Here is a 25808-nt window from a genome sequence, read left to right as displayed (position 1 = left end):
CGACGCGTCAGCGTCGAACCCGGAATCTCGAGATTCCGGGTTCTCGCTTCGCGAGCCCCGGAATGACAGCAAAAATGAATCACCGCGACCATAATCACCGCAGCTTCAGCGTCGAGAGGCCGGCCAGCGCCAGCATCACCGAGATGATCCAGAACCGGATCACGATCTGCGGCTCGGTCCAGCCGAGCTGCTCGAAATGATGGTGGATCGGCGCCATGCGGAAAATGCGTTTCCCGGTGAGCTTGAACGACACCACCTGCACGATGACCGAGACCGCCTCCAGCACGAACAGGCCGCCGATCACCGCGAGCACGATCTCGTGCTTCACCGCGACCGCGATGGCGCCGAGCATGCCACCGAGCGCGAGCGAGCCGGTGTCGCCCATGAAGATCGAGGCCGGCGGCGCGTTGAACCAGAGGAAGCCGAGGCCGGCGCCCAGCAGCGCGCCGCAGAGCACCGCGAGCTCGCCGGTGCCGGCGACATATTTGATCTGGAGGTAGTCGGCGAACACCGCGTTGCCGGCGAGATAGGCGATCATCGCAAAGCTCGCGGTCGCGATCATCACGGGCACGATGGCGAGGCCGTCGAGACCGTCGGTGAGGTTCACCGCATTGCCGGCGCCGACGATGACGAAGGCGCCGAACACGACGAAGAACCAGCCGAAATGCAGCACGGTGTCCTTCAGGAACGGAATCGTCAGCGCGGTGGACGCGGGATCGCGGTTCAGGCGCACCAGCGCGTAGCAGGCCACCAGCGCGATGGCCGCCTCGATCAGCAGGCGAAGCTTGCTGCCAAACCCGGTCGTGGTCTGCTTGGTCACCTTGAGGTAGTCGTCATAGAAGCCGACGAAGCCGAAGCCGAGCGTCACCGCCAGCACGATCCAGACATAGGGATTGAGCGGGTTGGCCCACAGCACCGTGCCGACCGTGAGGCCGGACAGGATCATCAGCCCGCCCATGGTGGGCGTGCCCTTCTTGGCGAGATGCGATTGCGGTCCATCGGTCCGGATCGGCTGGCCCTTGCCCTGGCGGATACGCAAATGATCGATGATCCAGGGCCCGAACAGGAACACGAACAGCGCGCCGGTGACCACCGCGCCGCCGGTGCGGAAGGTGATGTAGCGGAAGACGTTCAGGAAGGTGCGAAAGGCACCGAAGCCCGGAAATGTGTTGGAAAGCTCGATCAGCCAGTAAAACATTCAGTCGGTCCTATGGCGCCTTCGCACGGGCCTTGGTTTTAATCTTGGCCTCAGCGTGCCTCACGCGCATTCGCTGGTCTTCATCATGGGGTCGGGCGACCTCTGGGAAAACGCTTCGCGCCGCAAAGGGTGGGATTCGGGAACAGCGCCTTCCAAGCAGTTTACGCCTTTGCCTGCAAGGCGGCCACTAGGCCCGGCACAAACTTGTTGACCCAGAACATCTTCTTGCTGCCCTTGACAACCACGACGTCGCCTGCCCTCAGCAGGCTTGCGACCTCGCCCGGCTTCAGCGTGGCGGGATCGTCGTGCCAGCCAAGGCCCTTGCCGGCCGGCAGCACGTCGTAGAGGTGGCGCATCAGCGGCCCGACGCAATAGACGCCATCGATGCCTTCGAGATGCTTGGTGAGGCCGGTGTGGTAGCTCGGTGCGTCATCGCCCAGTTCCAGCATATCGCCGAGCACGGCAATGCGGCGGCCACCAGTCACGTTGCGCGCCTGCAGGCTTTGCAGCGCAGCAGCCACGCTGGCCGGATTGCCGTTGAAGCTGTCGTCGATCACGGTGACGCCGCCGACCGCCTGCTCGACGCCGCGGCCGGTCATGATGCCGACGCGGTCGAGCTTGATCGCCAGCGTCGCGGCATCGAGATTCGCCGCGCGGATCGAAGCGAGCGCGGCGAGCGCATTCTGCACGCGGTGCGGCGCGCCCGGCGTCAGGCTGAAGGCGATCTGCTTCTTGCCGATCATCGCGACGACCTGCCAGCTCTCGCCATGCGGCGCGTGCGTGACCTCGTACACCTCGGCATGCTCGCCGAAGCGCACCACCTTGCCCTTCCATTCGGACGCCTTGAGCCCGGCGGGCAGCACCAGCACGCCATTCTCCTGCAGACCGAGCGCGATCGAGACCTTCTCGCGCCTGATGGCCTCGAGCGAGCCGAGCTTTTCCAGATGCACCGGCTGGACGTTGACGACGAGCGCGACGGTCGGCCGCGTCAACTCGCTGAGCCGCGCGATCTCGCCTGTCTGGTTCATGCCCATCTCGACGACCCAGAGGCTGGCATCGGGCCGCGCATTGCACAGCGTCAGCGGCACGCCCCAGAAATTGTTGAAGCTCGACGGGCTGGCATAGGCGCCCGGATAGGCCGCCAGAAATTCCTTTGTGCTGGTCTTGCCCGCGCTGCCGGTGAGGCCGATCACCGGCCCCTTGAAGCGCGCGCGTGCGGCGCGCGCAAGGCCCCAGAGGCCGTCGATCAGCGTGTCCTTCACGACGATCTGCGGGATGCGGATGCCCGCGATCTCGTGCGGCACGATCATCGCGACCGCGCCCGAGGCTTCCGCCTTGTCGGCGAACTCCCAGCCGTCGCGCGCGCTGGCGAAGGCCGAGATGAAGCCGCCGCTCGGCGTGCCGCTGAGCGCAACGAACAGGCTGCCCGGCTTCACCAGGCGGCTGTCCTGCGTCACGAAGTCGATCGGCGTATCGGCGAATGATCCGGCAGCGCCCAGCGCCCGCGCCACCTCCGCAACCGTCCATATTGGCGCGCTCATGCAACCCTCGACGCTAGTGCGGCGGCAACCGCCTCGTGATCACTGAAGGGCAGCACCTCGCTGCCAACGATCTGCCCGGTCTCGTGGCCCTTGCCGGCGATGAGCAGCGCATCGCCCTCTTCCAGTTCCTCGATCGCGGCGCGGATCGCCGCGGCACGGTCGCCGATCTCGCGGGCGCCCTTCGCAGTGGCGAGGATCGCGGCGCGGATCGCTTCGGGCTGCTCGCTGCGCGGATTGTCGTCGGTGATGATGACGCCGTCGGCATTGTCCGCGGCGATCTCACCCATGATCGGACGCTTGCCGGCATCGCGGTCGCCGCCGGCGCCGAACACAACGACCAGCCTGCGCTTCGCGTAAGGCCGCAGCGCCTGCAACGCCTTCGCCAGCGCGTCGGGCTTGTGCGCATAGTCGACGAAGATCGGCGCGCCGTTGCGCTCACCGACGCGCTCGAGCCGGCCCTTGGCGCCTTCGAGATGTTCGAGGCTCGCGAACACGTTTGCCGGATCGCTGCCGGTGCCGATGGCAAGACCGGCCGACACCAGCGCATTCTCGATCTGGAATTCACCGACCAGCGGCAGCCGGATCGCGTATCGCTTGCCGCGATGCTCGACCGTGAGCTTTTGCGAAAAGCCCTCGACCTCGGCCTCGGTGAGACGAATGCCCTCGCCTGCCCCGTCGCCGTGACGGCCGACCGCCATCACGCGCAGGCCGCGCGCCTTCGCCGCATCGATTGCTTCGGCCGAGCAATCATGATCGGCCGAAATCACGGCCGCGCCGCCAGGCGGGACCAGATCGCGGAACAGCCGGAGTTTCGCCGCAAGATAATGCGCGACGGTCGGGTGGTAATCCATGTGATCGCGCGAGAGATTGGTGAAGCCGCCGGCGGAGACGCGCACGCCGTCGAGGCGATATTGATCGAGCCCGTGCGAGGACGCTTCGAAGGCAAGATGCGTCACGCCCTCGCGCGCGATCTCGTCGAGCTGCCGGTGCAGCGCGATCGGATCCGGCGTGGTCAGCGAACCGTAGACGGTGCGCTTCGGCGAGACGAGACCGATGGTGCCGATGCTGGCGGAAGCATGCCCCAGGCGCTCCCAGATCTGGCGCGTGAACGCCGCGACCGAGGTCTTGCCGCTGGTGCCGGTCACCGCGGCAATGGTCGCGGGCTGCGCAGGGAAGAAGCTTGCCGCGGCCAGCGCCAGCGCGCGGCGCGGATTGGCCACCGCGACGAACGGCACCTTGCAAGCGGCCGGCGCATGATCGCCGACGATCGCCGCCGCACCTGCGGCGACCGCCGCATCGATGAAGCGTGCGCCGTCGGTCTTGCTGCCTGCGAGCGCGAAGAAGAGATCACCCGGCCTGACCACGCGGCTGTCGAGCGCAAGCCCCGTCACCTCGAGCGCCGCGACGGCGGGCTCGATTGCGGCGTCATTGCCTAAGAGATCGCGCAGTTTCATGGTCGTCCAGTCGACATGCCGGAAAGCCGAATCGCCGGAAACTCCCGACTCAGCACCGGCGATGGCCTACCCGGTTGATTACTGGGTTGTCCTGGATGCTGCAAGAATAAGGCGCTCGGACGGCGGCAGGTCGAACCGCGGCTCGACGCCCAGGAGCGGCGCGATCCGCTCGATCACCTTGCCGCCGGTCGGCACCGCGTTCCAGCCCGAGGTGATGAAACCCTTCGTTTCAGGGATCGCCTGCGGCTCGTCCAGCATGATCAGGATCTGATATTTCGGATCGTCGCAGGGCATGATCGCGGTGAAGGAGTTGAGCACGCGCTTCTTGGCATAGCGGCCGTTGATGACCTTCTCGGACGTGCCGGTCTTGCCGCCGACATAGTAGCCCTTGACGTCCGCGGTCTTGGCGGTACCGATCTCGGCGTTGAGCCGCATCAGGAACCGCATCTTGTCGCTGGTGTCCTGCTTGATCACGCGCTTGGCCATCGCCGCCGCTTCCGCTTCGCTGCGCTTCATGAAGGTCGGCGGAATCAAATAGCCGCCGTTCACCAGCGCGTTGATGCCCATCACCGCCTGCAGCGGCGCGACCGACAGGCCCTGGCCGAACGCGGCGGTGACCGTGTTCAGCTCGCTCCAGCGGCGCGGAATGAGCGGAGCTGCGCTCTCCGGCAGCTCGGTGCGCAGCCGCGTCATCTGGCCCATCTTGGCGAGGAACGCCTTGTGCGCCTCGACGCCCTGGCCGAGCGCGATCCGTGCGGCGCCGATGTTGGACGAGTAGGTGAACACTTCCTTGGTGTTGATGAAGCGTCCGAGCGGATGGCTGTCGTGGATGGTGAACTTGCCGTAGTGCAGGTTTCCGCGCGCATCCCACGACGAGTTCAGATTGATCTTTCCGGAATCGAGCGCCATCGCCAGCGTGAACGCCTTGAACGTCGATCCCATCTCGTAGACGCCTGTGGTCAGGCGATTGATGCGGTCGGGATCGTGCGCTTCCTTCGGATTGTTCGGGTCGAAGTCCGGAAGCGAGACCATCGCCACGATCTCGCCGGTCTTGACGTTGGAGACGATGCCGGAGGCGGCTTTGGTGTGGAACTTCTCCTTGGCCTTCAAGAGCTCGTCGCGCAGCGCGTGCTCGACGCGCAGATCGACCGAGAGCTCGATCGGCTTTTGCAGGCGGTCGGTGGCAAAGCCCGCGCGGTGGAGATCGGCGAGCCCTTGGTTGTCGAGCCACTTCTCCATGCCGGCAATGCCCTGGTTGTCGATATTGACGAGACCGATGAGGTGGGCGACCTCGTTGCCGGTCGGATAGACGCGCTTGTTCTCGCGCAGGAAGCCGATGCCGGGAATGCCGAGCTTGTGGATATCCTGCTGCTGCTTCGGCGTGATCTCGCGCTTGAGCCAGACGAAGCCCTTGCGTGTCTTCAGGCGCTCGCGCACCTCGGCCTCGTCGAGGTCGGGCACGGTCGCGGTCAGGAGCTCGATCGCCTCGTCCTTGTCGATGATGCGGCGCGGCTCGCCGAACAGGCTCGCCGCCTTGACGTCGGTCGCCAGTATGGCGCCGTTGCGGTCGACGATGTCGGGCCGCGCCGTCGCAACCACCTCCTGCGACGCCGCACGGCGCGCACTGTGGGCGTCGGCACCGATCGCGAACATCACGAGCCGGCCGCCGATCAGGACGTAGACCGAGGCGAAGGCGAGCATCGCCAGTCCGACGCGCGCGCGCGCCTTCGCGGCGCGGTCGACATTGCGCCCGTAGAGCAGGCTGCGGATCAGCCGCTGCCGCCAGGGTTCGGTCGGTTTGGCCGGAGTCACGGCGCTCATCGCTTGTCCTCGGGCTGAGGCACGGAGCCCGTCACGGTGTCGGGGTCGCTCGCGGCTTCGATGGTGTTGAGCATGGCCCCGATCGGGTCGGGCTCGCCGGGCCTGAACATCCGCGGCGGACGCTCGGGCAGGTTCTTCAGCGAGTCATATTGCGTGCCGTTGACCGGCTTGAGCGGCAGGTGCCGCTCGGACAGGCCCTGCAGGCGCAGGGGCGCATCGAGCTTGGCCCATTCGGAGCGGAGCGAGGCGATCGCATCGCGCTGCTCGCGGATCTCCTGATGCAGCCGCAGCACCTTCTCCGTGCGCGCGGTAGAGTCCATCTTGATCCGGTAGACATAGGCCGCCGCGAAGATCAGCGCGCCGATGACGAGGAGGTGAATGAAGCGCATGCGCTAGCCTCCCCTCATCACGTCGGAGAGTCTTGGCCAGGACGAGGACTCGTCGTCCTTGTGCGCCGGCGCCGAGGTGCGCTCCGCGGCGCGCAGTTTTGCCGAACGCGCGCGCGGGTTATGCGCAACTTCGTCCTCACCGGCGACGACGGGCCGCCGCGTCAGGAGCTGAAAGCTTGGCGCGGTTTGCGCGACTTCCGGCAGGTGCCGCGAGCCGCCGCCGGTCTTGGACCGCTCGGCGAGGAAATTCTTGACGATACGGTCTTCCAGCGAATGGAACGAGACGACCACGAGGCGCCCGCCGGGCTTGAGCACGCGCTCGGCCGCAGCGAGCGCGGTCTGGAGTTCCTCGAGCTCCTCGTTGACGAAGATGCGCAAGGCCTGGAACGTCCGTGTCGCGGGATGAATGTCGCCAGGCTTGGAGCGAACCACCCTGCCGACGAGGTCGGCGAGCGCGCGCGTGGTCGTGAACGGCGTCTCCTGCCGGTCCGCGAAAATGGCGCGGGCGATGCGGCGCGACTGCCGCTCCTCGCCGAAGAGATAGATGATGTCGGCGAGATCGCCTTCCGAGGCGCGCGCGACCACATCGGCCGCCGTCGGTCCCGCCTGCCCCATTCGCATGTCGAGCGGACCGTCGAGGCGAAACGAGAAGCCGCGGCCGGCCTGGTCGAGCTGCATCGAGGACACCCCGACGTCCATCACGACGCCGTCCACGGCTTCGATGCCTTGTGCCGCACAGACTGCGGCGAGATTGGAGAAGCGGTCCTCGACCAGTGTCAGCCTACCGGCAGAGCGCTCGACCAGTTCGGCGCCGCCAGCGATTGCGGTGCGGTCGCGGTCAATGGCGATGAGTCGGGTTCCAGGCACGTCGAGGATGGCGCGGCTATAGCCGCCGGCGCCGAAGGTGGCGTCGATATAGATCCCGCCCTCGCGCGGCGCGAGATGATCGACGGCCTCGCGACCGAGCACGGGAATGTGAGGAGCGGAACTCATGCGCCACGCCTGCCGAACAACCAAGCCAGATCCGGGGCGAGCCAGCCCATAACGCCTCGAATGATTCCGCGTCGCGGCGGTTCCACGACCCAACCCTTGTCCAGCATGATTACCGAGCCCGGTCGTCCCGGGCCGCCAACCCAGTGTTCCCAGTGGAAATTGTCGGGCAGCCATGGGATTTCGAGCCAAAATACGCTTTGGCCGCCTCCGGACGCGGGTCGGCACTTCATCTCTCAGTAACGGCCCTTAGCGTTAAGAAAGCGTTGATCGGCCCGTTACAAGTCGAAAAGGTGAAGCGGCAGTGATGCCTCATCCACACACCCGGCCAAAATGCATCCGTTAACCGCGACGCGCGATTGCGCACGGCGGAGGGTAAAGGAATAGTAAAGAGAAAGGCTTGGCCCTCTCCTGTTCCGACTTGAGCTGTTTATGTCGTCCGGTTCGTCCACGCCATCTGGATCTGATTCGAAGCGCCAACGCGTTCTCCCGGTTCCCAAGGCCGCGGCGAATATGCGGACGTTCGAGCCGGATTCCTCGATCGTCTCCGACATCATCCCTTCGCCGAACCATGGCGAACGCGCCAAGGGACGGCAGGCGGACATGATCGTGCTGCACTACACCGGCATGCCCGATGTCGAGGGCGCGCTGGCGCGGCTGTGCACGGCGGGCACCGAAGTGTCGGCGCATTATGTCGTGCTCGAGGACGGCCGCATCGTGCAATGCGTGCCCGAGGCGAGGCGCGCCTGGCACGCCGGCGTCTCGTCCTGGGCCGGCGAGGACGACGTCAACTCCTGCTCGATCGGCATCGAGATCGTCAATCGCGGCCACGACTGGGGCTATCCGGAGTTTCCGCTGCGCCAGATCGCCGCCGTGATCGCGCTGTGCCGCGGCATCATGCTCCGCCGCAAGGTGGCGGCGCACCGCGTGCTCGGCCATTCCGACGTCGCGCCCGCGCGCAAGAAGGATCCCGGCGAGAAATTTCCGTGGCATTCGCTGGCCAATTCCGGCGTCGGCCACTGGGTCACGCCCACGCCCGTCGTGCGCGGCGAGAGCCTGATGCTCGGCACCATCAGCGACGAGGTGCTGAGCCTGCAGCAGGCGCTGGCGCGATACGGTTATGGCGTGCCGCTGACCGGCAAATACGATGCCGCGACCATGGAAGTCGTCACCGCCTTCCAGCGCCATTTCCGCCCGGCGCGGCTGGATGGGGTTGCGGATCATTCCACGCTGTCGACCTTGCAGGCGCTGCTGGCGAGCTTGCCGGACGGGACGGCGGTCGCGTCGAAGTGACGGCGTAAGTCACACACTCCGTCATTGCGAGCGCAGCGAAGCAATCCAGACTGTCTCCGCGGGAACAGCCTGGATTGCTTCGTCGCAAGTGCTCCTCGCAATGACGGAGGGTGCGGCTACTACTCCATCTCCCTCACCCGCCGCGCATAGAGCCGGCGCAGCGGCTCCAGCTGCGTTGCCTCCGTCGCCGCGACATACGCCTCCACCGCCTCGTCCTTGCGCCCGAGCCGTCGCAACAGATCCGCGCGCACCGCGGGCAGCAGCTCGTAGCCGCCAAGCCCGCCGCGCGCGGTGATCGCATCGACGAGATCGAGCGCGCGCGCCGGGCCGTCGACCATCGAGATTGCGGCGGCGTGGTTGAGCTCGATCACCGGCGAAGGGCTGATGCGCAACAGCACCTCGTAGAGCCCGGCGATCTGCGGCCAGTCGGTCTCTTCAAAGCTCGGCGCGCGCGCATGCAGCGCGGCGATCGCGGCCTGCACCGCATAGGGTTGCGGCCGGCCGGGTATGTGCAGCGCGTCGTCCACGAGGCGCAGCCCTTCGTCGATCTGTGCGCGATCCCAGAGCGTGCGGTCCTGCTCTTCCAGCAGCACAATGTCGCCGGCCGCAGTCTCGCGCCCGGCGCGGCGCGCATCGTGCAGCAGCATCAAGGCGAGCAGACCCTTGATCCCGGCGCGGTCGGGCATCAGCCGGTCGAGCAACCGGCCGAGCCTGATCGCTTCGACCGCGAGATCGGGCCGCATCAAATCCGCGCCCGAGGTCGCAACATAGCCTTCGGTGAAGACGAGATAGATCACGGCGAGCACGCCGTTGAGCCGCGGCGCCAGCGCGGCGTGCTCGGGCACTTCATAAGGAATGCCGGCGAGCCTGATCTTCTGCTTGGCGCGGACGAGGCGCTGCGCCATCGCCTCCTCGCCGACGAGGAAGGCGCGCGCGACCTGCGCCATGGACAGCCCGCAGACGGTGCGCAGCGTCAGCGCGACCTGGACCTCGATGGCGAAGGCTGGATGGCAGCACGTGAAGATCAGCCGCAGCATATCGTCATCAAGCGTCGCCGGCGGCTCGTCGGGCGCCTGCGCGTTGAGCTCGAGCTCATGCACGAGCGCCTGCTGCTTGCCGCGGAACACGGCCAGCCGCCGGATGCGGTCGATCGCCTTGTTGCGACCGACATTGACGAGCCAGGCGCGCGGATTATCGGGCACTTCGCCCGCCGACCAGCGTTCGAGCGCGACCGCGAAGGCATCCTGGAGTGCGTCCTCGGCGAGATCGAAATCGCCGACGAGGCGGATCAGCGTGGCAAGCACCCGCCCCGCCTCGTCGCGAAAAATCCGAGCGATGTCGGCAGAAAAGATCACTTGTAGATCATGACCGGCCTGACCTCGATGGATCCCTCCTTGGCCCCGGGAATCCGCGCGGCCAGCCCAATGGCGGTGTCGAGATCCTTGGCCTCGACCAGATAGTAGCCGCCGAGTTGTTCGCGGGTCTCGGCGAACGGACCGTCGGTGGTCAGGGTCTTGCCCTCGCGGACGCGCACGGTGGTCGCGGTCGTAGTCGGCTGAAGCCCGTCGCCGGCCTTGAAATGGCCGCTCTGGACGATGGCCTGCGTATAAGTGCCGTACTCCGCCGACATCGCCTGACGGTCGGCGGGGGTCATCTTGCTCAGTTCCGCTTCGCTCCGGTAGATCAGCAGCAGGTACTGCATGGCTTACTCCTGTTGTTCGGCTTGATTGCCGACATCCAGTCGAACGGGGCCAACATCAAACGACATCCTCGGGATAATTATTCGATATCAGCGGACGAGATCATTTGTAGATCATGACGGGCCTGACTTCGATCGATCCGTCCCTGGCTCCGGGAATCCGCGCCGCCATTGCGATCGCGGCGTCGAGATCTCTCGCTTCGACGAGATAATAGCCGCCGAGCTGCTCGCGGGTCTCGGCGAAGGGACCGTCGGTCGCGAGTATCTTGCCGTCGCGAACGCGAACGGTCGTCGCAGTCGAGGTCGGCTGAAGCCCGTCGCCGGCCTTGAAGTTGCCGCTCTGGACGATGGACTGGGTGTAGGCGGAATACTCCGCCAACAGCTTCTGGTAATCCGCAGGGTCCATCTTGCTCTGTTGAGCTTCGTTCCGGTAAATCAGCAGCAGATACTGCATCACTTAACTCCTGTTGCTCGGCTGGATCGCCGGCATCCAGTCGAACCGGGCCCACGCCCAACGACATCTTCAGGATAAATTATTTGCAGATCGCGTGCGCGACGATCTCGGCTTGACGAAACCGTCACAAATGCCCATGCCTAGGCCGTCAGTCGGCCGGACGGCCGCTCCGGCAACGGTCGAAAGGCCGCCGGGGAGGAAAGTCCGGGCTCCCTTGACATACGGTGCCGGATAACGTCCGGCGGGGGCAACCCCAGGGAAAGTGCCACAGAGAACGAACCGCCCGCCGTCGCCCCTTCGGGGCTTTGGCGCGGCAAGCCCTCGGGCCTGCCGTGCCGTAGCAGCGCAAGCTGCGTAGGCAGGTAAGGGTGAAAAGGTGCGGTAAGAGCGCACCGCGGGTCCGGCAACGGAGCCGGCATGGTAAACCCCACCGGGAGCAAAACCGAATAGGGACGGCGAATGCGGGCCGATCGCGCAAGCGATAACGCCGCGGGGCGATGTCAGGCCCGCCGTCCGGGTAGGTTGCTCGAGGCCATGTGCAAACATGGCCCCAGAGGAATGGCCGTCACGTATCGTTCGCGCAAGCGGACGGTGCCCTACAGAACCCGGCTTACAGGCCGGCTGATATTCTAAAGCGTTTTCGAGCGAAGTGGTTTTCCGGTTCGCGTGAAGAAAACGCGTCTTACTAAGACGTGACGAGGGGTTCGATGCTCACCGCATCGGACCCCTCACCATTTTTGCTGCTGTCATTCCGGGGCGTGCGCAGCACGAACCCGGAATCCATCGAGCCGCAGAGTTGGTGGAGGAATGGATTCCGGGTTCTCGCTTCGCGAGCCCCCGAATGACGGCTGTGGGTCAGGCGACGATCTCGTTCAACACACCCATCAGCGCCCCCGGCCCCGTCACGTTCGGCGCATGACTCGCGTCGAGCTCGAAATAGCGCCAGCCCTCCTCGCTCTTCGTACGCTTCGCGAACTGCCCGAACACATCGCCCGGCGGAGTGCGCGTGCAATAGATGTAGCTGCGTGGCATTGCAGATTCGCCGTGCCCAAGTTTCAGCTTCGTCTCGAAACATTTGACCGGCATGGCAACCCGGCGCGCGTTGAGCCAGTCGAGATCGGCTTGCGGCGTATCTGATGGCGGCGGGTTCGGCGGGATGCGGTAGCCATCGCCGGCGGCGGCCGCCTTGCGCATCGGCTCGCGCCCGCTCTCGTTGAGATCGAACAGCGACTGGCCGTCGCGCGGCACGAAGGCATCGAGATAGATCAGTTGCGTCACGCGCTCGCGTGCGCGGTCGGCAACGCCGGTCGCGACCATGCCGCCATAGCTGTGGCCGAGCAGCACGATGTCGCTGAGGTCCTCGAAGGCGATGACGTTGAGGATGTCCTGGATGTGCGTGTCGAGATCGATCGCGGGACTTGCCAGATGCGAACGCTCGCCGAGCCCGGTGTAGGTCGGCGCGACCAGGCGGTGGCCCGCCTGCGCCATCAGCGGATGCATCTTCTTCCAGGCCCATCCGCCGGACCACGCGCCGTGACAGAGCAGGAAGGTCTTCGAACGTGCGGCCATTGGCGTTTCCATCGTTCTTGTTTGTACGATGGAGTGTAGCGGCAGCGCGCGCGATGTAAACGCTATCCGCTCACGCCGCGCGCGTATTCACTTTTGCGAGGACGAGCGCACCGGCCTCGCGCCGCAACTTGCCAGCCTCGAAGCCATGCATGCCGAGCTGCCATTGCAGGCCGACGATGGCGCCTTTGGTCGGTTGCAGCAACGCAAGCGAAGCGAACAGCGTCACCGGCAGCCACACGGCCAGTTGCAGCCAGACCGGCGGGGCATAGGCGGTCTCGACTGCGAGGATCGCCGGGACCACGAGATGGCCGACCACGACCATGACGAGATAGGCCGGAAAGTCATCGGCGCGCTGATGGAACAGCTCCTCGCCGCAATGGTCGCAAGCCTCCGCCACTTTCAGGAAGCGTCCGAACATATGTCCTTCGCCGCAGTTCGGGCACTTGCCGCGAAAACCGCGCCACATCGCCTTTGCAAGAGAAATCGAACCGGTCGCCATGACGACACCTCTTCCGTTCTGATGATCCATACAATACTATCTTGTATCCATACATTCAAAGGATATGAGCCTAAATTGCATGGATTGGACCCCTACAATCTCCGAACTGAGCGGGCCGCGCTACCAGCGCATCGTCGATGCCATGGAGGCCGACATCGCAGCCGGCCGGCTGGTGCGCGGCCAGCAGCTGCCGACGCAGCGCGCACTCGCCAAAGCGCTCGCCATCGACCTCACCACGGTGACGCGCGCCTACACCGAGGCGCGGCGCCGCGGGATTCTGGAGGCCCGCGTCGGCCAGGGCTCGTTCGTGTCGGAGACCAGCGCGCGCCGCGCGGTCGACTTGCCGCATCCCGTTGCGATCGACCTTTCGATGAACGTGCCGCCGCATCCCCTGGAGGCGCAGCTCGACGAGCGCATCATCGCCGGGATGGAAGCCATCCGCGCGCAATCGGGGTTGACCGCGTTCCTGAACTACCAGCCGCCCGGCGGCAGCGCGCATGAGCGCGAGGTCGCGGCGCGGTGGATGCGCGCGCGCGTTCCGCACGCGCACGCCGACCGGCTCGTGATCTTTCCCGGCACGCAAACCATTCTGTTCAACCTGCTCGCCCATCTCGCGCGGCCCGGCGACGTCGTGCTCACGGAAGCGCTCACCTTCCCCGGCATCAAGGCCGCCGCGGCACGGCTCGGCATCAAGCTCGTCAGCGTCGCCATGGATGACGGCGGCATCCTGCCCGGTGCGCTCGCAAAGGCCTGCCGCGCGCACGGACCGAAGGCCGTCTACCTCATCCCGACGCTGCACAATCCGACCACGGCGACACTTTCCGCCGAGCGGCGCGGCGCGATCGCAAGGATCATCCGCGATGCCGACACCACGCTGATCGAGGACGACGCCTACGGGCTGCTCGACCGCTCGGCAGCACCGATCGCCAACCTCATTCCGGAGCGGACGTATCTCGCCACCACGCTGTCAAAATGCATCGCACCGGCACTGCGGGTCGCTTATCTCGTGGCCCCCGACAACGCCGCGCAGCAGGAAATGCGTTCCTATTTGCAGGCCACCGTGCAGATGCCGGCGCCGCTGATGGTTGCGCTGGTGACGCATTGGCTCGAGACCGGCATCGCCGATCGCATCATCACCGCCATTCGCAACGAGGCGGTGGGCCGCCAGCAACTCGCGCAGCGCGCACTGAAAGGCTTTCAATTCCTGGCCAAGCCTGCCGCCCATCATCTGTGGCTGCGTCTGCCGGAGGGCCGCCCCGATGTCGCGGCGCATCTGCTTCGGAATGGTCTCGCGGTCGTGGCCGGCGATGCCTTCACCGTCGACGGGACGCCGCCGCATGCGGCCCGTGTCTCGCTGGGCGCGGCACGCAACAGGGCGGAATTGACCGAAGCACTGCGCATCCTCGTCGGCGCGCTGCACAAGCCCGCCGACATCAGGCAGATCGTCTAGAGCATGATCCGGAAAAGCCCGACGCCGCAGACCACGCCTGCGTGCAGGATGGATTGACCTGCACGGCCGCAGCCGTGCTATGCGGGCGGTGGCGATCGACAATTCGGGATCGCCGGTGGCGACAAGGACAATCCGTTGGAAACCTACGCTTACGCGCTGCTGCCGCTCGGCGCATTGGCCGGCGGCTTCGTCTCGGGCCTGGCCGGGTTCGGCACGGCGCTGATGGCGCTCGGCATCTGGCTCTACGTGCTGCCGCCCTCGCTCGCGGTGCCCCTGGTGCTGATCTGCTCGGTGATCGCGCAGACCTCGACGCTGCCGTCGATGTGGAAGAGTTTTGACCTCTCGCTGGTCTGGCCGTTCCTGATCGGCGGGCTGATCGGCGTGCCGCTCGGGACCATGATGGTCGCCTCGGCCGATCCAAAGGTGTTCAAGCTGAGCATCGGCGTGCTGCTGCTGATCTTCTCGAGCGCCCTCTATCTGAACAAGAGGCCGCTCGCGATCACGTTCGGCGGCCGCATCGCCGACGGCGCGATCGGTTTTGCCGGCGGCATTCTGGGCGGACTTGCGGGACTGTCCGGACCGCTGCCGATCCTGTGGGCCAACATTCGCGGCTGGAACAAGCACGAGCGGCGCGGCATCTTCCAGCTCTTCAATTTCACGGTGCTCGCGACCGCGCTGGTGTTGCAGACGGCATCCGGCCTCGTCGCGTTCAAGGTGGTCTGGCTCGCGCTGGTCGCGTTTCCCGGCACGTTGATCGGCGCATGGGCCGGCGCACGCGTCTATCACGCGCTGAGCGACAAGCACTTTGGCGATGTCGTGCTCGGTCTGCTGTTCCTGTCGGGGCTCGGCCTCGTCTGGAACAGCTTTGGTGCGCACTGACGCGCGCGCCAACGAACATGCGTCCTTGTCGCGGCAGGACCAGGCCGTCGCTATGCCGGCAAGCGCGCAGGAGGCGCTTCAGGCTCAGCCTCCACCTGCTCCGGAACCCCGGCGTGTCGAAGCGGAGTCAGGCGCTTGCCGAATTCGCGGTGTAGCAACCACACGCTCAACGCGGCCTGAAGCGTCGTTGTCGCGATCGACAAATACCAGACGTGCTCCATCCGAAAGCCCGGCCACGTCGAGAGCCAGATCGACGGTAGGGAATAGGTGAGGACCCGCATTGCCGAGGTCACCAGCACGGGCTTGGTGTTGCCGAGCCCCTGGAACATGCTGGAGGTGGTGAAGATCAGCCCCTGCGCCACCATGTTGAACGAGACGATGCGCAGGAAGAGCGACGCGACCGCCATCGTTTCCCGATCACTCGAGAAGCCGGCAAGCAACAGACCTGGCGCGAGTTGCGCGAGGATCAGGAAGACAATCATCACCGCGGTCGCGACAAGCGCCGCCTTGACAAAGGTCTCCCGCACGCGCGCGCCATTGCCGGCGCCGAAGTTCTGGCCGGCGATGGGCCCCGCAGCCAGCGCAATGGCGAGCGCAGGCATCTGGATCAGGCCGAGCAGACGCGTGCCGATACCAAATCCGGCCTGCGCCGCCGGTCCGAAAACGCTCAGCACATAATAGCCCACGGCCATGATGATGAAGACCATCGCGAACTCGCCGCCGGCCGGCAGGCCAACATTGAGGATTCTCCTCCACTGCCGAAGCTGCGGCCGCCATTGCGCAGGATGAAAGGCGACGTAGCGCTCCAGTTTCAGGAAATACGCGAGCAGCATCAGCACGCCGACGAAGACGGCGATCGAGCTTGCGAGGCCTGCCCCGGCGACACCGAGCGGATGCCCGGTGCCCCAGCCCGAGATCAGGACCGGCGCCAGCGCAATGTTGATGCCCACCGCGAGCGCCTGCACCAGCATGCTCGGCCGCACGATGCCGGTTGCCCGCAATGCGGATGCCATCACTTGCGTCGCGAATTGCAGCGCCAGCGCTGGCATGAACCAGAGCAGATAGACGGTGCCGGCTTCGACCGTTGCCTTGTCGGCCGCGACCGCGCGCATATAGGGACGCGACAGCGCGAAACCCGCAACCAGTGTCAGCAGCCCGAACAGCACCGACAGGACGACCGACTGGTTGAACACCAGATTGGCATCGCCACGGTCCTTGCGGCCCACCGCATGCGCCATCAACGCAACCGTGCCGACGCCGAGCACCTGCATCAAGGCATTGACGAGAAAGCCGGCGTTGCCGGCCGCGGCGACGCCCGCGATCGCGGCCTCGCCCAGGCTCGAGACGAAGTAGAGGTCGACGAGCTGGCAGATCATGATCGTGATCATGCCAACCACGATCGGTGGCGCCATGCTCAGGATGTGGCCCACGATGGAGCCGCGCGTCAGGTCTTTCATTTCAGTCCATCCCTGCCCTAATCCTTCGTAGCTTGCGGACGCTCTCCTCCGTCCGCAGGCTGCGCATCATTCCGCTGCTGCCAGGCGTCCGAGGTCCACCACCTGGCGCTCGAACAGGCCGCGATAGATGCCCCCTGGCTTGCCCGCGAGCACGGCGTGGGTGCCCTGCTCGACGATCTCGCCGCGGTCGAACACCAGGATCCGATCGAGACTGCGCACCGTCGACAGCCGGTGCGCGATCACGATCGAGGTGCGTCCCTTCATCAGCCGCTCCATCGCCTGCTGGATCAGCGCCTCCGATTCCGAATCGAGGCTCGACGTCGCCTCGTCCAGGATCAGCACCGGCGCGTCCGCCAGGAAGGCACGCGCCAGCGCCACGCGCTGCCGCTCGCCGCCCGACAGCTTCACGCCGCGCTCGCCGACGAGCGTGCCGTACCCCTTGGGCAGACGCAGGATGAAGTCGTGCGCATTGGCCAGCCGCGCCGCCTGCTCGATCGCCTCCAGGCTGGCGCCGGGCCGGCCATAGGCGATGTTCTCGGCGAGCGAGCGGTGAAACAGGATCGGCTCCTGCTGCACGATCGCGATCTGGCTGCGCAGCGATTGCTGCGTGGCCTTTGCGATGTCCTGGCCGTCGATCAGCACGCGGCCATCGCTGACGTCGTAGAGCCGCTGCACCAGCTTGACGAAGGTGGTCTTGCCGGAGCCGGAGCGGCCGACCAGGCCGACCCGTTCGCCGGCGCGGATCGTGACCGACAGGCCGTCGTACAGCGGCTCGCGATGGCCGCCATAGTGGAACGTGACGTCGTCGAACACGATCTCGCCGCCCTCGATCGCGATCGGCCGCGCGTCCGGCGCATCGACAATCCCGATCGGCTCGTCATGGATCGCCACCAGTACGTCCATGTCGTTGACCGAGCGCTGGAGATTGTTGATGTGCATGCCGACGTCACGCAGATATGCGTGGATGACGTAGTAGCTCGTCAGCACATAGGTGACGTCGCCGGGCGAGGCGTGCCCGGACATCCACAGCAGCACCGAGCCGCCGATCACGGAGGCACGCAAGGCCAGCAGCAGCGAGAGCTGCGCCATCGCCGTGTAGTTGTAGCGAAACCAGGTCCGCCGCACGCGCGCGCGCCAGCGGTTGATGACGCGGGCGAGCCGCGTATCCTCCCGCGCTTCCGCGCCGAAGGATTTCACCACGGCGTTGCAGGTCAGCGCATCCGCCAGCGTGCCGCCGACCTTGGTGTCCCAGGCGTTGGAGATGCGCGCGGCCGGCGCGATGTAGCGCGTCGAGAACAGCACGGTGATGGCGACGTAGAAAAGCGCTCCCACCGCGATCACCGCGCCGAGCGAGGCCCAGTGCAGGCCGATCAGGACCATGGAGCCGATCAACACCAGCAGAGACGGCGCCAACGCCATCAGGATGGTGTCGTTCAGCAGGTCGAGCGCCCACATGCCGCGGGTGATCTTGCGTACCGTGGAGCCGGCAAAGGAGTTGGCATGCCAGTCGGTCGAGAAGCGCTGCACGCGCGTGAAGGCGCCCTGGGCGACATCCGACATGATCTTCAGCGTAAACGGGACGATCGCCTGGAGACCGATCAACCTCAGCACCACGGAGGCCGCACCGAGCGCCACGATGGCGCCGAACGCAACCAGCGCCGCGTGGCGCGCGTCAGGATCGGACGGGCCACGTGTCAGCGCATCAACCAGATGCCCGGAGAAGACCGGCATGAACAGGTCGGCGACGGTCGCGCCCAGCAGGCCACCGGCCACGATCAGGCCGCGACCGGGCTGGTTCAGCCAGTGCCGGAACACGAAGGGCAACACCACGCGTATCGCCGCGGGCCTTTTCGAGAGAGAGGTCATGACATCATCCAGCCGCTTTTTGGCGCGGGCCGGCTCCATCAACGGACGCAAGTCGGCCACGAAGGGCAGACGGCGTCACTCACAGGTGATTTTGACTTGGGGAAGTGGGCGATCGGGACTCGTGACCCGATCGAATCTGGCGGAAGAGGCCTCTAACAGGCCGCCGACATACCGAACCAGAACATCGAACGCGGGCGAACGATCTGCGAATGCGACGAAATCATGCAAATCCCTCCCGGTTCGATTGAATGAGGTGCGCTTTATAGATGTGTCGTTTGCAGTTTGCAACGGGGCGCGCGCGAGATCACGAACGAGTGTTGCAATTTGGTTCGGGGGCCGCGCACTCCGCTGTCATGCCCCGGCTTGACCGGGGCATCCAGTACGCCGCGGCTTCTCGGCTCAACCACTACTCTCCCGGAATACTGGATCGCCCGGTCAAGCCGGGCGACGACAGCGTGCGTGGCGTCAGTGCGCGTCGCCGCCGCCGGTCAGCGAGGCCGGCTTGTTCAGCAGCGTGACCAGCAGGCTGAGGCCGAGATAGAACAGCGTCAGCATGAAGAAGGCGTCGCCAAAGCTCATCACCACGGCCTGGCGGTGCACCAGCTGCGAGAGCTGCTTCATCGCCATCAGCGTGGAATCGCCGAGCCCCTGAAACTTCTGCATGAACATGGTCAGGGTTTCGGTCGCGGTCGCATTGCCCCAGGTCACGCGCTCCTGGAGGCGGGTGATGTGCAGGTCGGTGCGGTTGTTGAGCACGGTGTTGATGACGGCGAGCCCGACCGCGCCGCCGAGATTGCGCATCAGGTTGAACAGGCCGCTTGCGTTCTTCACCCTGTCGGGCGCCAGCGTGCCGAGCGCGATGTTGTTGGTCGGCACCATCGCGAACATCATGCCGACGCCGCGCAGGATCTGCGGCACCAGCAGCTCGTAGAAATCGTAGTCGCGCGTGATCCAGGTCATCTGGTAGGAGCCGATCGCGAACACGACGAGGCCGAAGGCGATCATGTAGCGCATGTCGATCTTCACCATCAGCCGGCCGACCAGCGGCGCGACAAGGAACATGGTGATGCCCGACACGAACATGGTCTCGCCGATCATCAGCGCGCTGTAGCCGCGCACCTCGGCGAGATAGCGCGGGTAGATGTAGGTCAGGCCGTAGAGGCCGATGCCGATGCAGAATTGGAGCACGCAGCCGACCGCAAAGTTGCGGTTGGAGAAGGTGCGCAGGTTGACGATCGGCTCGGCCGCAGTGAAGACGCGCCAGAAGAAGGCGATCGCCGATACCGCGCACACCGCGGCGCAGATCGCCACTGTCGTGTCCTGCAGCCATTCATATTGCGGGCCTTCCTCCAGCACGTATTCCAGCGTGCCGAGGAAGCCGGCCATGAACAGCAGGCCCCACCAGTCGAAACGATCGAGCAATTCGAAATGCGGCTCGTCGAAATCGACCAGCGCCAGCACGCCCAAGGTAATGGCGATGCCGGGCACGACGTTGATGAAGAACAGCCAGTTCCACGACATCAGGTCGGTGATGTAGCCGCCGACCGTCGGCCCGATCGTGGGGGCCAACGTCGCAACAAGCCCGATGATGGGACCGACGATGTGGAATTTGGAGCGCGGGAACACGGTGTAGGCCGAGGCGAACACGGTCGGGATCATGCCGGCGCCGAGAAAGCCCTGGAGCGCGCGCCAGAGGATCATCTCCTCGATGGTGGTGGCGAAGCCGCAGAGCAGGCTCGAGGCGGTGAAGCCCGCGGCCGAGATCGCGAACAACAGCCGCGTGCCGAAGGCGCGCGACAGGAAGCCCGACAGCGGGATCGCGATGACTTCGGCGATCAGATAGGCGGTCTGGACCCAGGAGACTTCGCTGGAGCTCGCCGACAGGCCGGCCTGGATTTCGCTGAGGGATGCCGAGACGATCTGGATGTCCAGGATCGACATGAACATCCCGAACACCATGATGATGAAGGCGAACAGCCGCTTCGGCGCGATGCGCTCCGAAGCGGGGGCCGCCATCATGGCAGGTGAAGCAGTCGTGGCGTTCGCCATGGTCTGACCTCGCAGCGCTCGAGTGCGCCTACTGCGGATGGATCATGGTGGGATCGTCGAGGTCGACCTCGCTGTCGGCGTCGGCCGCGCCCCTGTTGGTGTCGACGGTCGCGTAGACCGACATGCCGGCGCGGAGCAGGTTCTGCTTCGCCACCGACTTCGGCACGCGGATGCGGACCGGCACGCGCTGCACGATCTTGGTGAAGTTGCCGGTGGCGTTGTCGGGCGGCAGCAGCGTGAACACCGAGCCCGCGCCCGCGGCGATGCTGTCGACGACGCCGGAGAATTTGCGCATGCCATAGGCATCGACCTTGATCGTCACCGGCTGGCCGGGACGGATGCGCTTGAGCTGCGTCTCCTTGAAGTTGGCGTCGATATAGACGTCGTCGAGCGGCACGACGTTGCCGAGCCGCTGGCCGACCGCGACGAAGTCGCCGGCGCTGACCAGGCGGTTCGAGAACGTGCCGCCAACCGGCGCGCGCACCGCGGTGAAGGCGAGATCGCGCTCGGCCTTGGCGAGCGAGGTCTTGAGCTCCGCAAGCTGGGCCTGGGCTTCGGCCTGCTGCGCCTTGGTGACGTCGACGTTGCTGACGGCGACGTCATAGGCGGCCTGCGCGGCCTTGACCGCGGCGGCGCCCTGGTCGCGTCCGGCTTCCGAGCTCTCGAAGGTGGCGCGCGAGGCAAAGCCCTTGCTGCTCAGCGCCTGCTGGCGCTCATAATCGAGGTCGGCGCGCTTGAGGCCGGCTTCGGCCGAGACGAGCTGTGCCTTGGCCTGGGCAACCTGGCTGTCGAGCGCCGCAACCTGGCGGCCGATGCGATCGATGGTGGTCTGCTGGGTCGCGATCCTGGTCGCGGCGGCATCGACCGCGATCTTGTAGTCGCCGTCGTCGATGCGGAAGATGACGTCGCCGGCGCGCACCGTCGTGTTGTCGCCGGCAAGGATCGAGGAAATGTGGCCGGCAACGCGCGCGCCGAGCATGGTGTTGTTGGCGCGGACATAGGCGTCGTCGGTGGCGATGTAGAAACGCCCGACCAGCGTGTAATAGCCGGCATAGCTGGCTGCCGCGAGCGCCAGCACCAGACCGACACCCATCAGGACGAATTTGCGCTTGCCGGATTTCGGCGTGCCGCTGGCGGCGGGCGCGTCTGCCCCCGGCGCGGCCGGCTTGTCGGTCACGGGCTTCTCCGGCGCCTCGCTGCGGCGCTTGGCTTCCTCGGCAACATGGGAGCGCAGCTGCTCGGCGAGAACGGCGGACGTCTCGGTCGCAGGGTCACCGTTCGCGGAATTCGTCTCCACCGCTTCCTGGCGAAGGACGCGCGCAGCCTGGTCTCTCGATACGGCCATAAAGGCCTCCCCAAAAAAAAGCGCGATGAAGGACGGCCCGCCTGCGGCGTGTTCCCCTCGCCTATCCCAAATATCATTGACCGAACGGTTCGGTCAATATACATAATATTCTGCGTCGGACCCTATTGGCCCGAATCCTTTATTTGCGTTTCATTGTTCGGCACCTCGTCCCGAAACCTTCCGAGACCCTGAACCAATGGTTGTAGCTGCCAGCGAACATCTGCACGTCATCCAGGAGGAGGACAGCTCGAAACGCCGCCAGATCCTGGACGGGGCCCGCAAGGTGTTCATGGATCTCGGTTTCGACGGCGCCAGCATGGGCGAGATCGCGCGCGCGGCGCAGGTCTCCAAGGGAACGCTCTACGTTTACTTCGCCGACAAATGCGCGCTGTTCGAAGCCATCCTCGAGCAGGAGGCGCTCCAGTACGGCCAGGTCGTGTTCAACTTCGATCCCGCCCGCGACGCCGAGACCACGCTGACGGAGTTCGGCCGGGCCTACATCCATCTGCTCTGCCGGCCGGGCGGCGGATCGGCGATCCGCACCGTGATGGCGATCGCCGAGCGCATGCCCGATGTCGGTCGCCGTTACTATGCGCGGGTGCTGGACAAGACCATCAACCGCCTCTCCGATTATCTCAAAACCCATGCCGCCTCCGGCGATCTCACGATCGACGATTGCGATCTTGCCGCCTCGCAGTTCATGGAACTGTGCAAGGCTTCACTCTTCCTGCCCTTCGTCTTCCAGGCCGCGCCCGCGCCGTCGGAAGAGCGCATGACCGAGGTCGTCGACAGCGCGACGCGGATGTTCCTGGCGGCGTACCGGGCGAAGTAATCGCAAGCCGCCACGCGTTGCGCATGCCGGTCTCGCAGCATTATATTTGCGGCCATGTCCCGTGATCTTCGCCCGCCTGTCGATATCCTCCATTATGAGATCGTCCAGGAACAGGCCTCAGCGCTTGGACGGATGGGCCGTGCACTCGAACAAAGCCTTGGGCGTTTGCGCGAGTTCGACGCCGCCTACGAAGCCTCGGGGACGCCGGCCTCGATGCAGCCGGCCAGGCGCAAGCTGGTGATGGAAGCCGGCCAGGCGCTCTGGATGTTCGTGGTGCAACGTGAGGCATCCGGCTTGCGCGACAGCCGTCACATCATGCGGACCTACAACGTCCCGGGCGAGGTGCAGCTGTGCATGGGGCTGGTCCCCGCGCCGTCGAAAGCGACCTCGACATGACTTTCTGGCTGCGCAGAGCTACGATCCGATCTCTTCCATCTTGCGCCACCCATGCAGGACATGTCGCGCGTCGCGCGTGAACGCGAAGACGTGGCCTCCACCCGCGGGCTGATCGTAGGCGCGATCGATCGGATGGCCGGCGATGTGGCAGAACAGCAACGTGCCGACGGCGCCGTGGCCGACGAAGAGAACATCGCCATGGCGTTTGCGGGCCAGCGCCGCCTCGGCCTCGCGCACGATGCGCGCCTGCGCATCCAAGGCACGCTCCCAGCCGCGAACGCTGAGATGCGGCTGCGCAAAGAACTGATCGGCGACCGCTTCGAATTCGGCCGGCTTCAGGAAGCCGGTCGCCGAGCGGTCGTTCTCGTGCATGGCCTCGCGGATGTCGATCATGATGCCGAGCCGGCCGGCGATGATCGCGGCGGTCTCGATCGCCTTGCGCTCGCCGCTTGAGATGAGCTGCGTGGTGTTCGCGAGCCAGCCGGCGTGCGCCACCGCCTCGGTGCGCGTTCGACCAATCGGGCTGAGGCCCCATTGCGGCACAGGCACGTCAGGGTCGATCTGAACCTGCGGGTGGGTGAGATAGCGGACGATGGACATGTCGATTGACGCAATCGTAGCCCGCATGAGCGAAGCGATATGCGGGAATTCTGTTCCCGGATATCGCCACGCTCATCCGGGCTACAAGAGAAGCTGCGCCCGCCTAATCGTCGGCGTAATCGTCCTCTTCCTGCTTCCGCGTGCTCTTGCGCGTTCCGAGCGAGCCGGTGACATAGGGATCGCGCCTGGCCGCGTAAGGATTGCGCTGCTGCGCGCGCCCGGCGACCTCGTCGCCGGAGACGGCGGCGGGCTGGCAGATCAGGCGGCGGCTGGCGCGGCGCATCAGATCGACATGGATGTGATCGTAGTGATAGACGTTCGAGCCCGGCGCGAGCACCGTGGTGAAATGCGTACACGCGCCAGACTGCACGTCGCGCAGGAAGCCCTGCTCTTCCGGCATGCCGCGCCAGCCGTCCTTCACCGTGACACGGCGGCCGTCGGCAAGCACGAAGGCGGAGATGTCGAGCGCGTTGCCGAAGGCGTGCTCGGAAATGTGGGCGTGCGAGTTGCCGTTCATGCCACGGCAGGAATAAGCGGAGATCTGCTTGATCTCGGCCACGCGCACGCCAAACCAGCGCATGGCCGAGGGCTGCACGGTGTCGGCGAGCCAGCGGTCGAGCTCGGACACGATCGGACAGGCCAGCGTCGCGGTCGGCCTGATCGCAACGGGACCGACGGCAGTAACCGGATTGCCCTGCGCGGGACCAAGGCGCGGCAGCGGCTGCTGCGCGGGCGCCTGCGAATAAGGTGCGGGACCGGGCTGCCGCGCCGGATAGCTCGGCGCATTCATGTAGCGCGCCGCACCCGCGGCATCGGTGCCCTCGGGCGGCAGGTCGATCTCGTCTTCCTGCGGCGCCACACCGGGCGCGTTCAGTGACATCGGTCCGGACGAGGCGCCATAACCGGACGGCTGGCGCACCGCGTTCTCGGGATAGTTCGGCCGTTGCGGATAAGAGGATGCCGGATAGGCCTGGCCCTGCGGATAATTCGATCGCGGCTGTGTCACCGGCCAGCGCGGCTGGTTGCCGACATTGCCGGGCGGGCGCAGTTCCTCGTCGGCAAAGCCGTAGCTGCTCGAGGGCTCGCCGATCGCGGCGACCTTGAGCGGAAACTCCGCACCGCAGCTGCCGGGCCCGGAGATCGGGTCGATGCGGACGATGTCCGCACTTTCCTTGACCGCGCCGGATTTCAGGCATGCGGCCTCCGCCTCGGCCCGCCACGGTTCGCGTTCGGCCTGGAAGAAGCCGCGTCCGCAACCCGCTAGCGAAACAAGGACGATGGAGCCGACGAGATACAAACGAACTCCGCGCGTCATGCACGCACGTTCGGTGAATTTACTTAAAGACTCTTCAACGTGTTGATTTCAGCCTTCCTTAACCATGCCGGCCCGGGCCGTGCGGTGGCTCCTGGAGATGAGCGGCAGCAAGGCTGACTTTTTCGCAAGGACACTTTCTGTTAACCATGTCGGCCGGGCGCAGGGGCGCGCGAGCGGGACCATGCTTCAGCGGAACATCCCAGGGAGCAACGGCATGACGTTTGCCGGGAGACTGAGCGTTATCACCGCGTACCTCGCCATGGCCTTCGTCGGCGCCATCGTGCTCGGCATGATCTAGCGGCTTCAGCCCACCGCCTCGAATGTTGCTTCTTCTTCCTCCTCCCCTTGTAGGAGAAGGTGGCGCGCGTATCGCGACGGATGAGGGGTCTGCTTCCGCAAGTTCAAGCGCGAGTGTTGCTCACGGTGAGAGACCCCTCACCCGCTTGCCGCTACGCGGCAAGCCACCCTCTCCCACAAGGGGCCTGTTGCGTAATTCGTCAATTGTGATTCCCTAGGGCAAAGCCTTGGAGGGTAGCGATGGCGGTTAAGCAGACGGGACAGCCGAGCTTTGTGGAAGCGCTGATGCCGAAGGGGGCCGGCGCCAATGCGGCGCTGGATCGGCTGGCTGGCCTGGTCAAGTGGTACCGGTTCGAGAAGCTGATCGGCCATTTGCGGGATGAGGAGAGTCCCGGTCGGCCAGGCTATCCGGTGC

23 protein-coding genes and 1 other RNA gene are annotated in these 25808 nt (G+C 65.7%); 7 read left to right on the top strand and 17 right to left on the bottom strand.

What is annotated here, in order from left to right:
* Window positions 1-94 precede the first annotated feature (94 nt).
* The 6 genes from mraY to rsmH all read right to left on the bottom strand — a co-directional run bounded on the left by mraY (window position 95) and on the right by rsmH (window position 7396).
* A complete protein-coding gene (gene mraY, locus A3M7_RS0114975; RefSeq protein WP_011089345.1) occupies window positions 95-1198 on the bottom strand; it encodes a phospho-N-acetylmuramoyl-pentapeptide-transferase in 1104 nt (367 codons plus the stop codon).
* 161 nt (window positions 1199-1359) lie between these two features.
* Window positions 1360-2739, bottom strand: coding sequence for a UDP-N-acetylmuramoyl-tripeptide--D-alanyl-D-alanine ligase (gene murF, locus A3M7_RS0114970; RefSeq protein WP_027544662.1), 1380 nt, complete (start codon window positions 2737-2739; stop codon window positions 1360-1362).
* On the bottom strand, window positions 2736-4193 hold the full coding sequence (locus tag A3M7_RS0114965) for a UDP-N-acetylmuramoyl-L-alanyl-D-glutamate--2,6-diaminopimelate ligase (RefSeq protein WP_027544661.1): 1458 nt from the start codon (window positions 4191-4193) through the stop codon (window positions 2736-2738). Before A3M7_RS0114965 ends, murF begins: the two co-directional genes overlap by 4 nt.
* A gap of 78 nt (window positions 4194-4271) precedes the next feature.
* Window positions 4272-6014, bottom strand: a complete 1743-nt coding sequence (locus tag A3M7_RS0114960; RefSeq protein WP_027544660.1) for a penicillin-binding protein 2 — start codon at window positions 6012-6014, stop codon at window positions 4272-4274.
* Entirely contained in the window at window positions 6011-6403 is a 393-nt protein-coding gene (locus A3M7_RS0114955) for a hypothetical protein (RefSeq protein WP_027544659.1), read from the bottom strand. Before A3M7_RS0114955 ends, A3M7_RS0114960 begins: the two co-directional genes overlap by 4 nt.
* A 3-nt stretch (window positions 6404-6406) precedes the next feature.
* The gene (gene rsmH / locus A3M7_RS0114950; RefSeq protein ID WP_027544658.1) at window positions 6407-7396 is read right to left on the bottom strand and encodes a 16S rRNA (cytosine(1402)-N(4))-methyltransferase RsmH; all 990 of its coding nucleotides are present in this window, start codon (window positions 7394-7396) and stop codon (window positions 6407-6409) included.
* A gap of 510 nt (window positions 7397-7906) precedes the next feature.
* On the opposite strand from rsmH, the gene A3M7_RS0114945 reads away from it, so the two are divergent.
* A complete protein-coding gene (locus A3M7_RS0114945) occupies window positions 7907-8686 on the top strand; it encodes an N-acetylmuramoyl-L-alanine amidase (protein ID WP_049823421.1) in 780 nt (259 codons plus the stop codon).
* 119 nt (window positions 8687-8805) lie between these two features.
* Here the strand turns inward: A3M7_RS0114945 and A3M7_RS0114940 are convergent, their stop codons facing one another.
* The 3 genes from A3M7_RS0114940 to A3M7_RS0114930 form a co-directional block, all read right to left on the bottom strand.
* Entirely contained in the window at window positions 8806-10041 is a 1236-nt protein-coding gene (locus tag A3M7_RS0114940; protein WP_027544656.1) for an RNA polymerase sigma factor, read from the bottom strand.
* The gene (locus A3M7_RS0114935; protein ID WP_027544655.1) at window positions 10038-10388 is read right to left on the bottom strand and encodes a YciI family protein; all 351 of its coding nucleotides are present in this window, start codon (window positions 10386-10388) and stop codon (window positions 10038-10040) included. Before A3M7_RS0114935 ends, A3M7_RS0114940 begins: the two co-directional genes overlap by 4 nt.
* 100 nt (window positions 10389-10488) lie before the next feature.
* Window positions 10489-10839, bottom strand: coding sequence for a YciI family protein (locus tag A3M7_RS0114930; RefSeq protein ID WP_027544654.1), 351 nt, complete (start codon window positions 10837-10839; stop codon window positions 10489-10491).
* A gap of 148 nt (window positions 10840-10987) precedes the next feature.
* On the opposite strand from A3M7_RS0114930, the gene rnpB reads away from it, so the two are divergent.
* Window positions 10988-11468: RNase P RNA component class A (gene rnpB, locus A3M7_RS44215), an RNA gene on the top strand.
* Between the two features lie 226 nt (window positions 11469-11694).
* Here the strand turns inward: rnpB and A3M7_RS0114925 are convergent.
* Together A3M7_RS0114925 and A3M7_RS0114920 are read right to left on the bottom strand one after the other, a co-directional pair.
* Entirely contained in the window at window positions 11695-12408 is a 714-nt protein-coding gene (locus A3M7_RS0114925; protein ID WP_027544653.1) for an alpha/beta fold hydrolase, read from the bottom strand.
* 70 nt (window positions 12409-12478) lie between these two features.
* Window positions 12479-12937 (bottom strand): DUF983 domain-containing protein, encoded by a 459-nt coding sequence (locus A3M7_RS0114920; protein WP_084302168.1) that lies wholly within the window; start codon window positions 12935-12937, stop codon window positions 12479-12481.
* Window positions 12938-12986: 49 nt separating this feature from the next.
* Here A3M7_RS0114920 and A3M7_RS0114915 point away from each other — a divergent pair, with 49 nt between their 5' ends.
* Complete coding sequence (locus A3M7_RS0114915; protein ID WP_027544651.1) at window positions 12987-14357, top strand: PLP-dependent aminotransferase family protein; 1371 nt, start codon at window positions 12987-12989, stop codon at window positions 14355-14357.
* Window positions 14358-14492: 135 nt separating this feature from the next.
* Complete coding sequence (locus tag A3M7_RS0114910) at window positions 14493-15236, top strand: sulfite exporter TauE/SafE family protein (protein ID WP_027544650.1); 744 nt, start codon at window positions 14493-14495, stop codon at window positions 15234-15236.
* Between the two features lie 50 nt (window positions 15237-15286).
* Here A3M7_RS0114910 and A3M7_RS0114905 read toward each other — a convergent pair whose 3' ends face one another.
* From A3M7_RS0114905 to A3M7_RS0114890, 4 genes are all read right to left on the bottom strand, one after another.
* Window positions 15287-16693 (bottom strand): MATE family efflux transporter, encoded by a 1407-nt coding sequence (locus A3M7_RS0114905; protein WP_027544649.1) that lies wholly within the window; start codon window positions 16691-16693, stop codon window positions 15287-15289.
* Window positions 16694-16759: 66 nt separating this feature from the next.
* The gene (locus A3M7_RS0114900; protein WP_027544648.1) at window positions 16760-18559 is read right to left on the bottom strand and encodes an ABC transporter ATP-binding protein; all 1800 of its coding nucleotides are present in this window, start codon (window positions 18557-18559) and stop codon (window positions 16760-16762) included.
* Between the two features lie 465 nt (window positions 18560-19024).
* On the bottom strand, window positions 19025-20608 hold the full coding sequence (locus A3M7_RS0114895; protein WP_027544647.1) for a DHA2 family efflux MFS transporter permease subunit: 1584 nt from the start codon (window positions 20606-20608) through the stop codon (window positions 19025-19027).
* A gap of 28 nt (window positions 20609-20636) precedes the next feature.
* On the bottom strand, window positions 20637-21953 hold the full coding sequence (locus tag A3M7_RS0114890) for an HlyD family secretion protein (protein ID WP_027544646.1): 1317 nt from the start codon (window positions 21951-21953) through the stop codon (window positions 20637-20639).
* Window positions 21954-22149: 196 nt separating this feature from the next.
* On the opposite strand from A3M7_RS0114890, the gene A3M7_RS0114885 reads away from it, so the two are divergent.
* Window positions 22150-22785, top strand: coding sequence for a TetR/AcrR family transcriptional regulator (locus tag A3M7_RS0114885; protein WP_027544645.1), 636 nt, complete (start codon window positions 22150-22152; stop codon window positions 22783-22785).
* A gap of 54 nt (window positions 22786-22839) precedes the next feature.
* Window positions 22840-23181 carry a DUF6665 family protein gene (locus tag A3M7_RS0114880; RefSeq protein ID WP_027544644.1) on the top strand — a complete coding sequence of 114 codons (342 nt, stop codon included), beginning with the start codon at window positions 22840-22842 and terminating at the stop codon, window positions 23179-23181.
* 18 nt (window positions 23182-23199) lie between these two features.
* On the opposite strand, the gene A3M7_RS0114875 is transcribed toward A3M7_RS0114880, so the two are convergent.
* Together A3M7_RS0114875 and A3M7_RS0114870 are read right to left on the bottom strand one after the other, a co-directional pair.
* On the bottom strand, window positions 23200-23781 hold the full coding sequence (locus tag A3M7_RS0114875; RefSeq protein ID WP_027544643.1) for a histidine phosphatase family protein: 582 nt from the start codon (window positions 23779-23781) through the stop codon (window positions 23200-23202).
* 103 nt (window positions 23782-23884) lie between these two features.
* Window positions 23885-25096, bottom strand: a complete 1212-nt coding sequence (locus A3M7_RS0114870) for an extensin family protein (RefSeq protein WP_027544642.1) — start codon at window positions 25094-25096, stop codon at window positions 23885-23887.
* A gap of 97 nt (window positions 25097-25193) precedes the next feature.
* Between A3M7_RS0114870 and A3M7_RS50265 the strand changes: the two genes are divergently transcribed.
* Window positions 25194-25394 carry a hypothetical protein gene (locus tag A3M7_RS50265; RefSeq protein WP_210164295.1) on the top strand — a complete coding sequence of 67 codons (201 nt, stop codon included), beginning with the start codon at window positions 25194-25196 and terminating at the stop codon, window positions 25392-25394.
* The last annotated feature ends 414 nt before the right edge of the window (window positions 25395-25808 follow it).

The organism is Bradyrhizobium sp. WSM2254, from assembly GCF_000472645.1.
In the GTDB taxonomy this organism is placed as follows: Bacteria; Pseudomonadota; Alphaproteobacteria; order Rhizobiales; family Xanthobacteraceae; genus Bradyrhizobium; species Bradyrhizobium niftali.
Note: the sequence above shows the minus strand (reverse complement) of the source record. Positions and strands in the feature narration are given on the sequence as shown.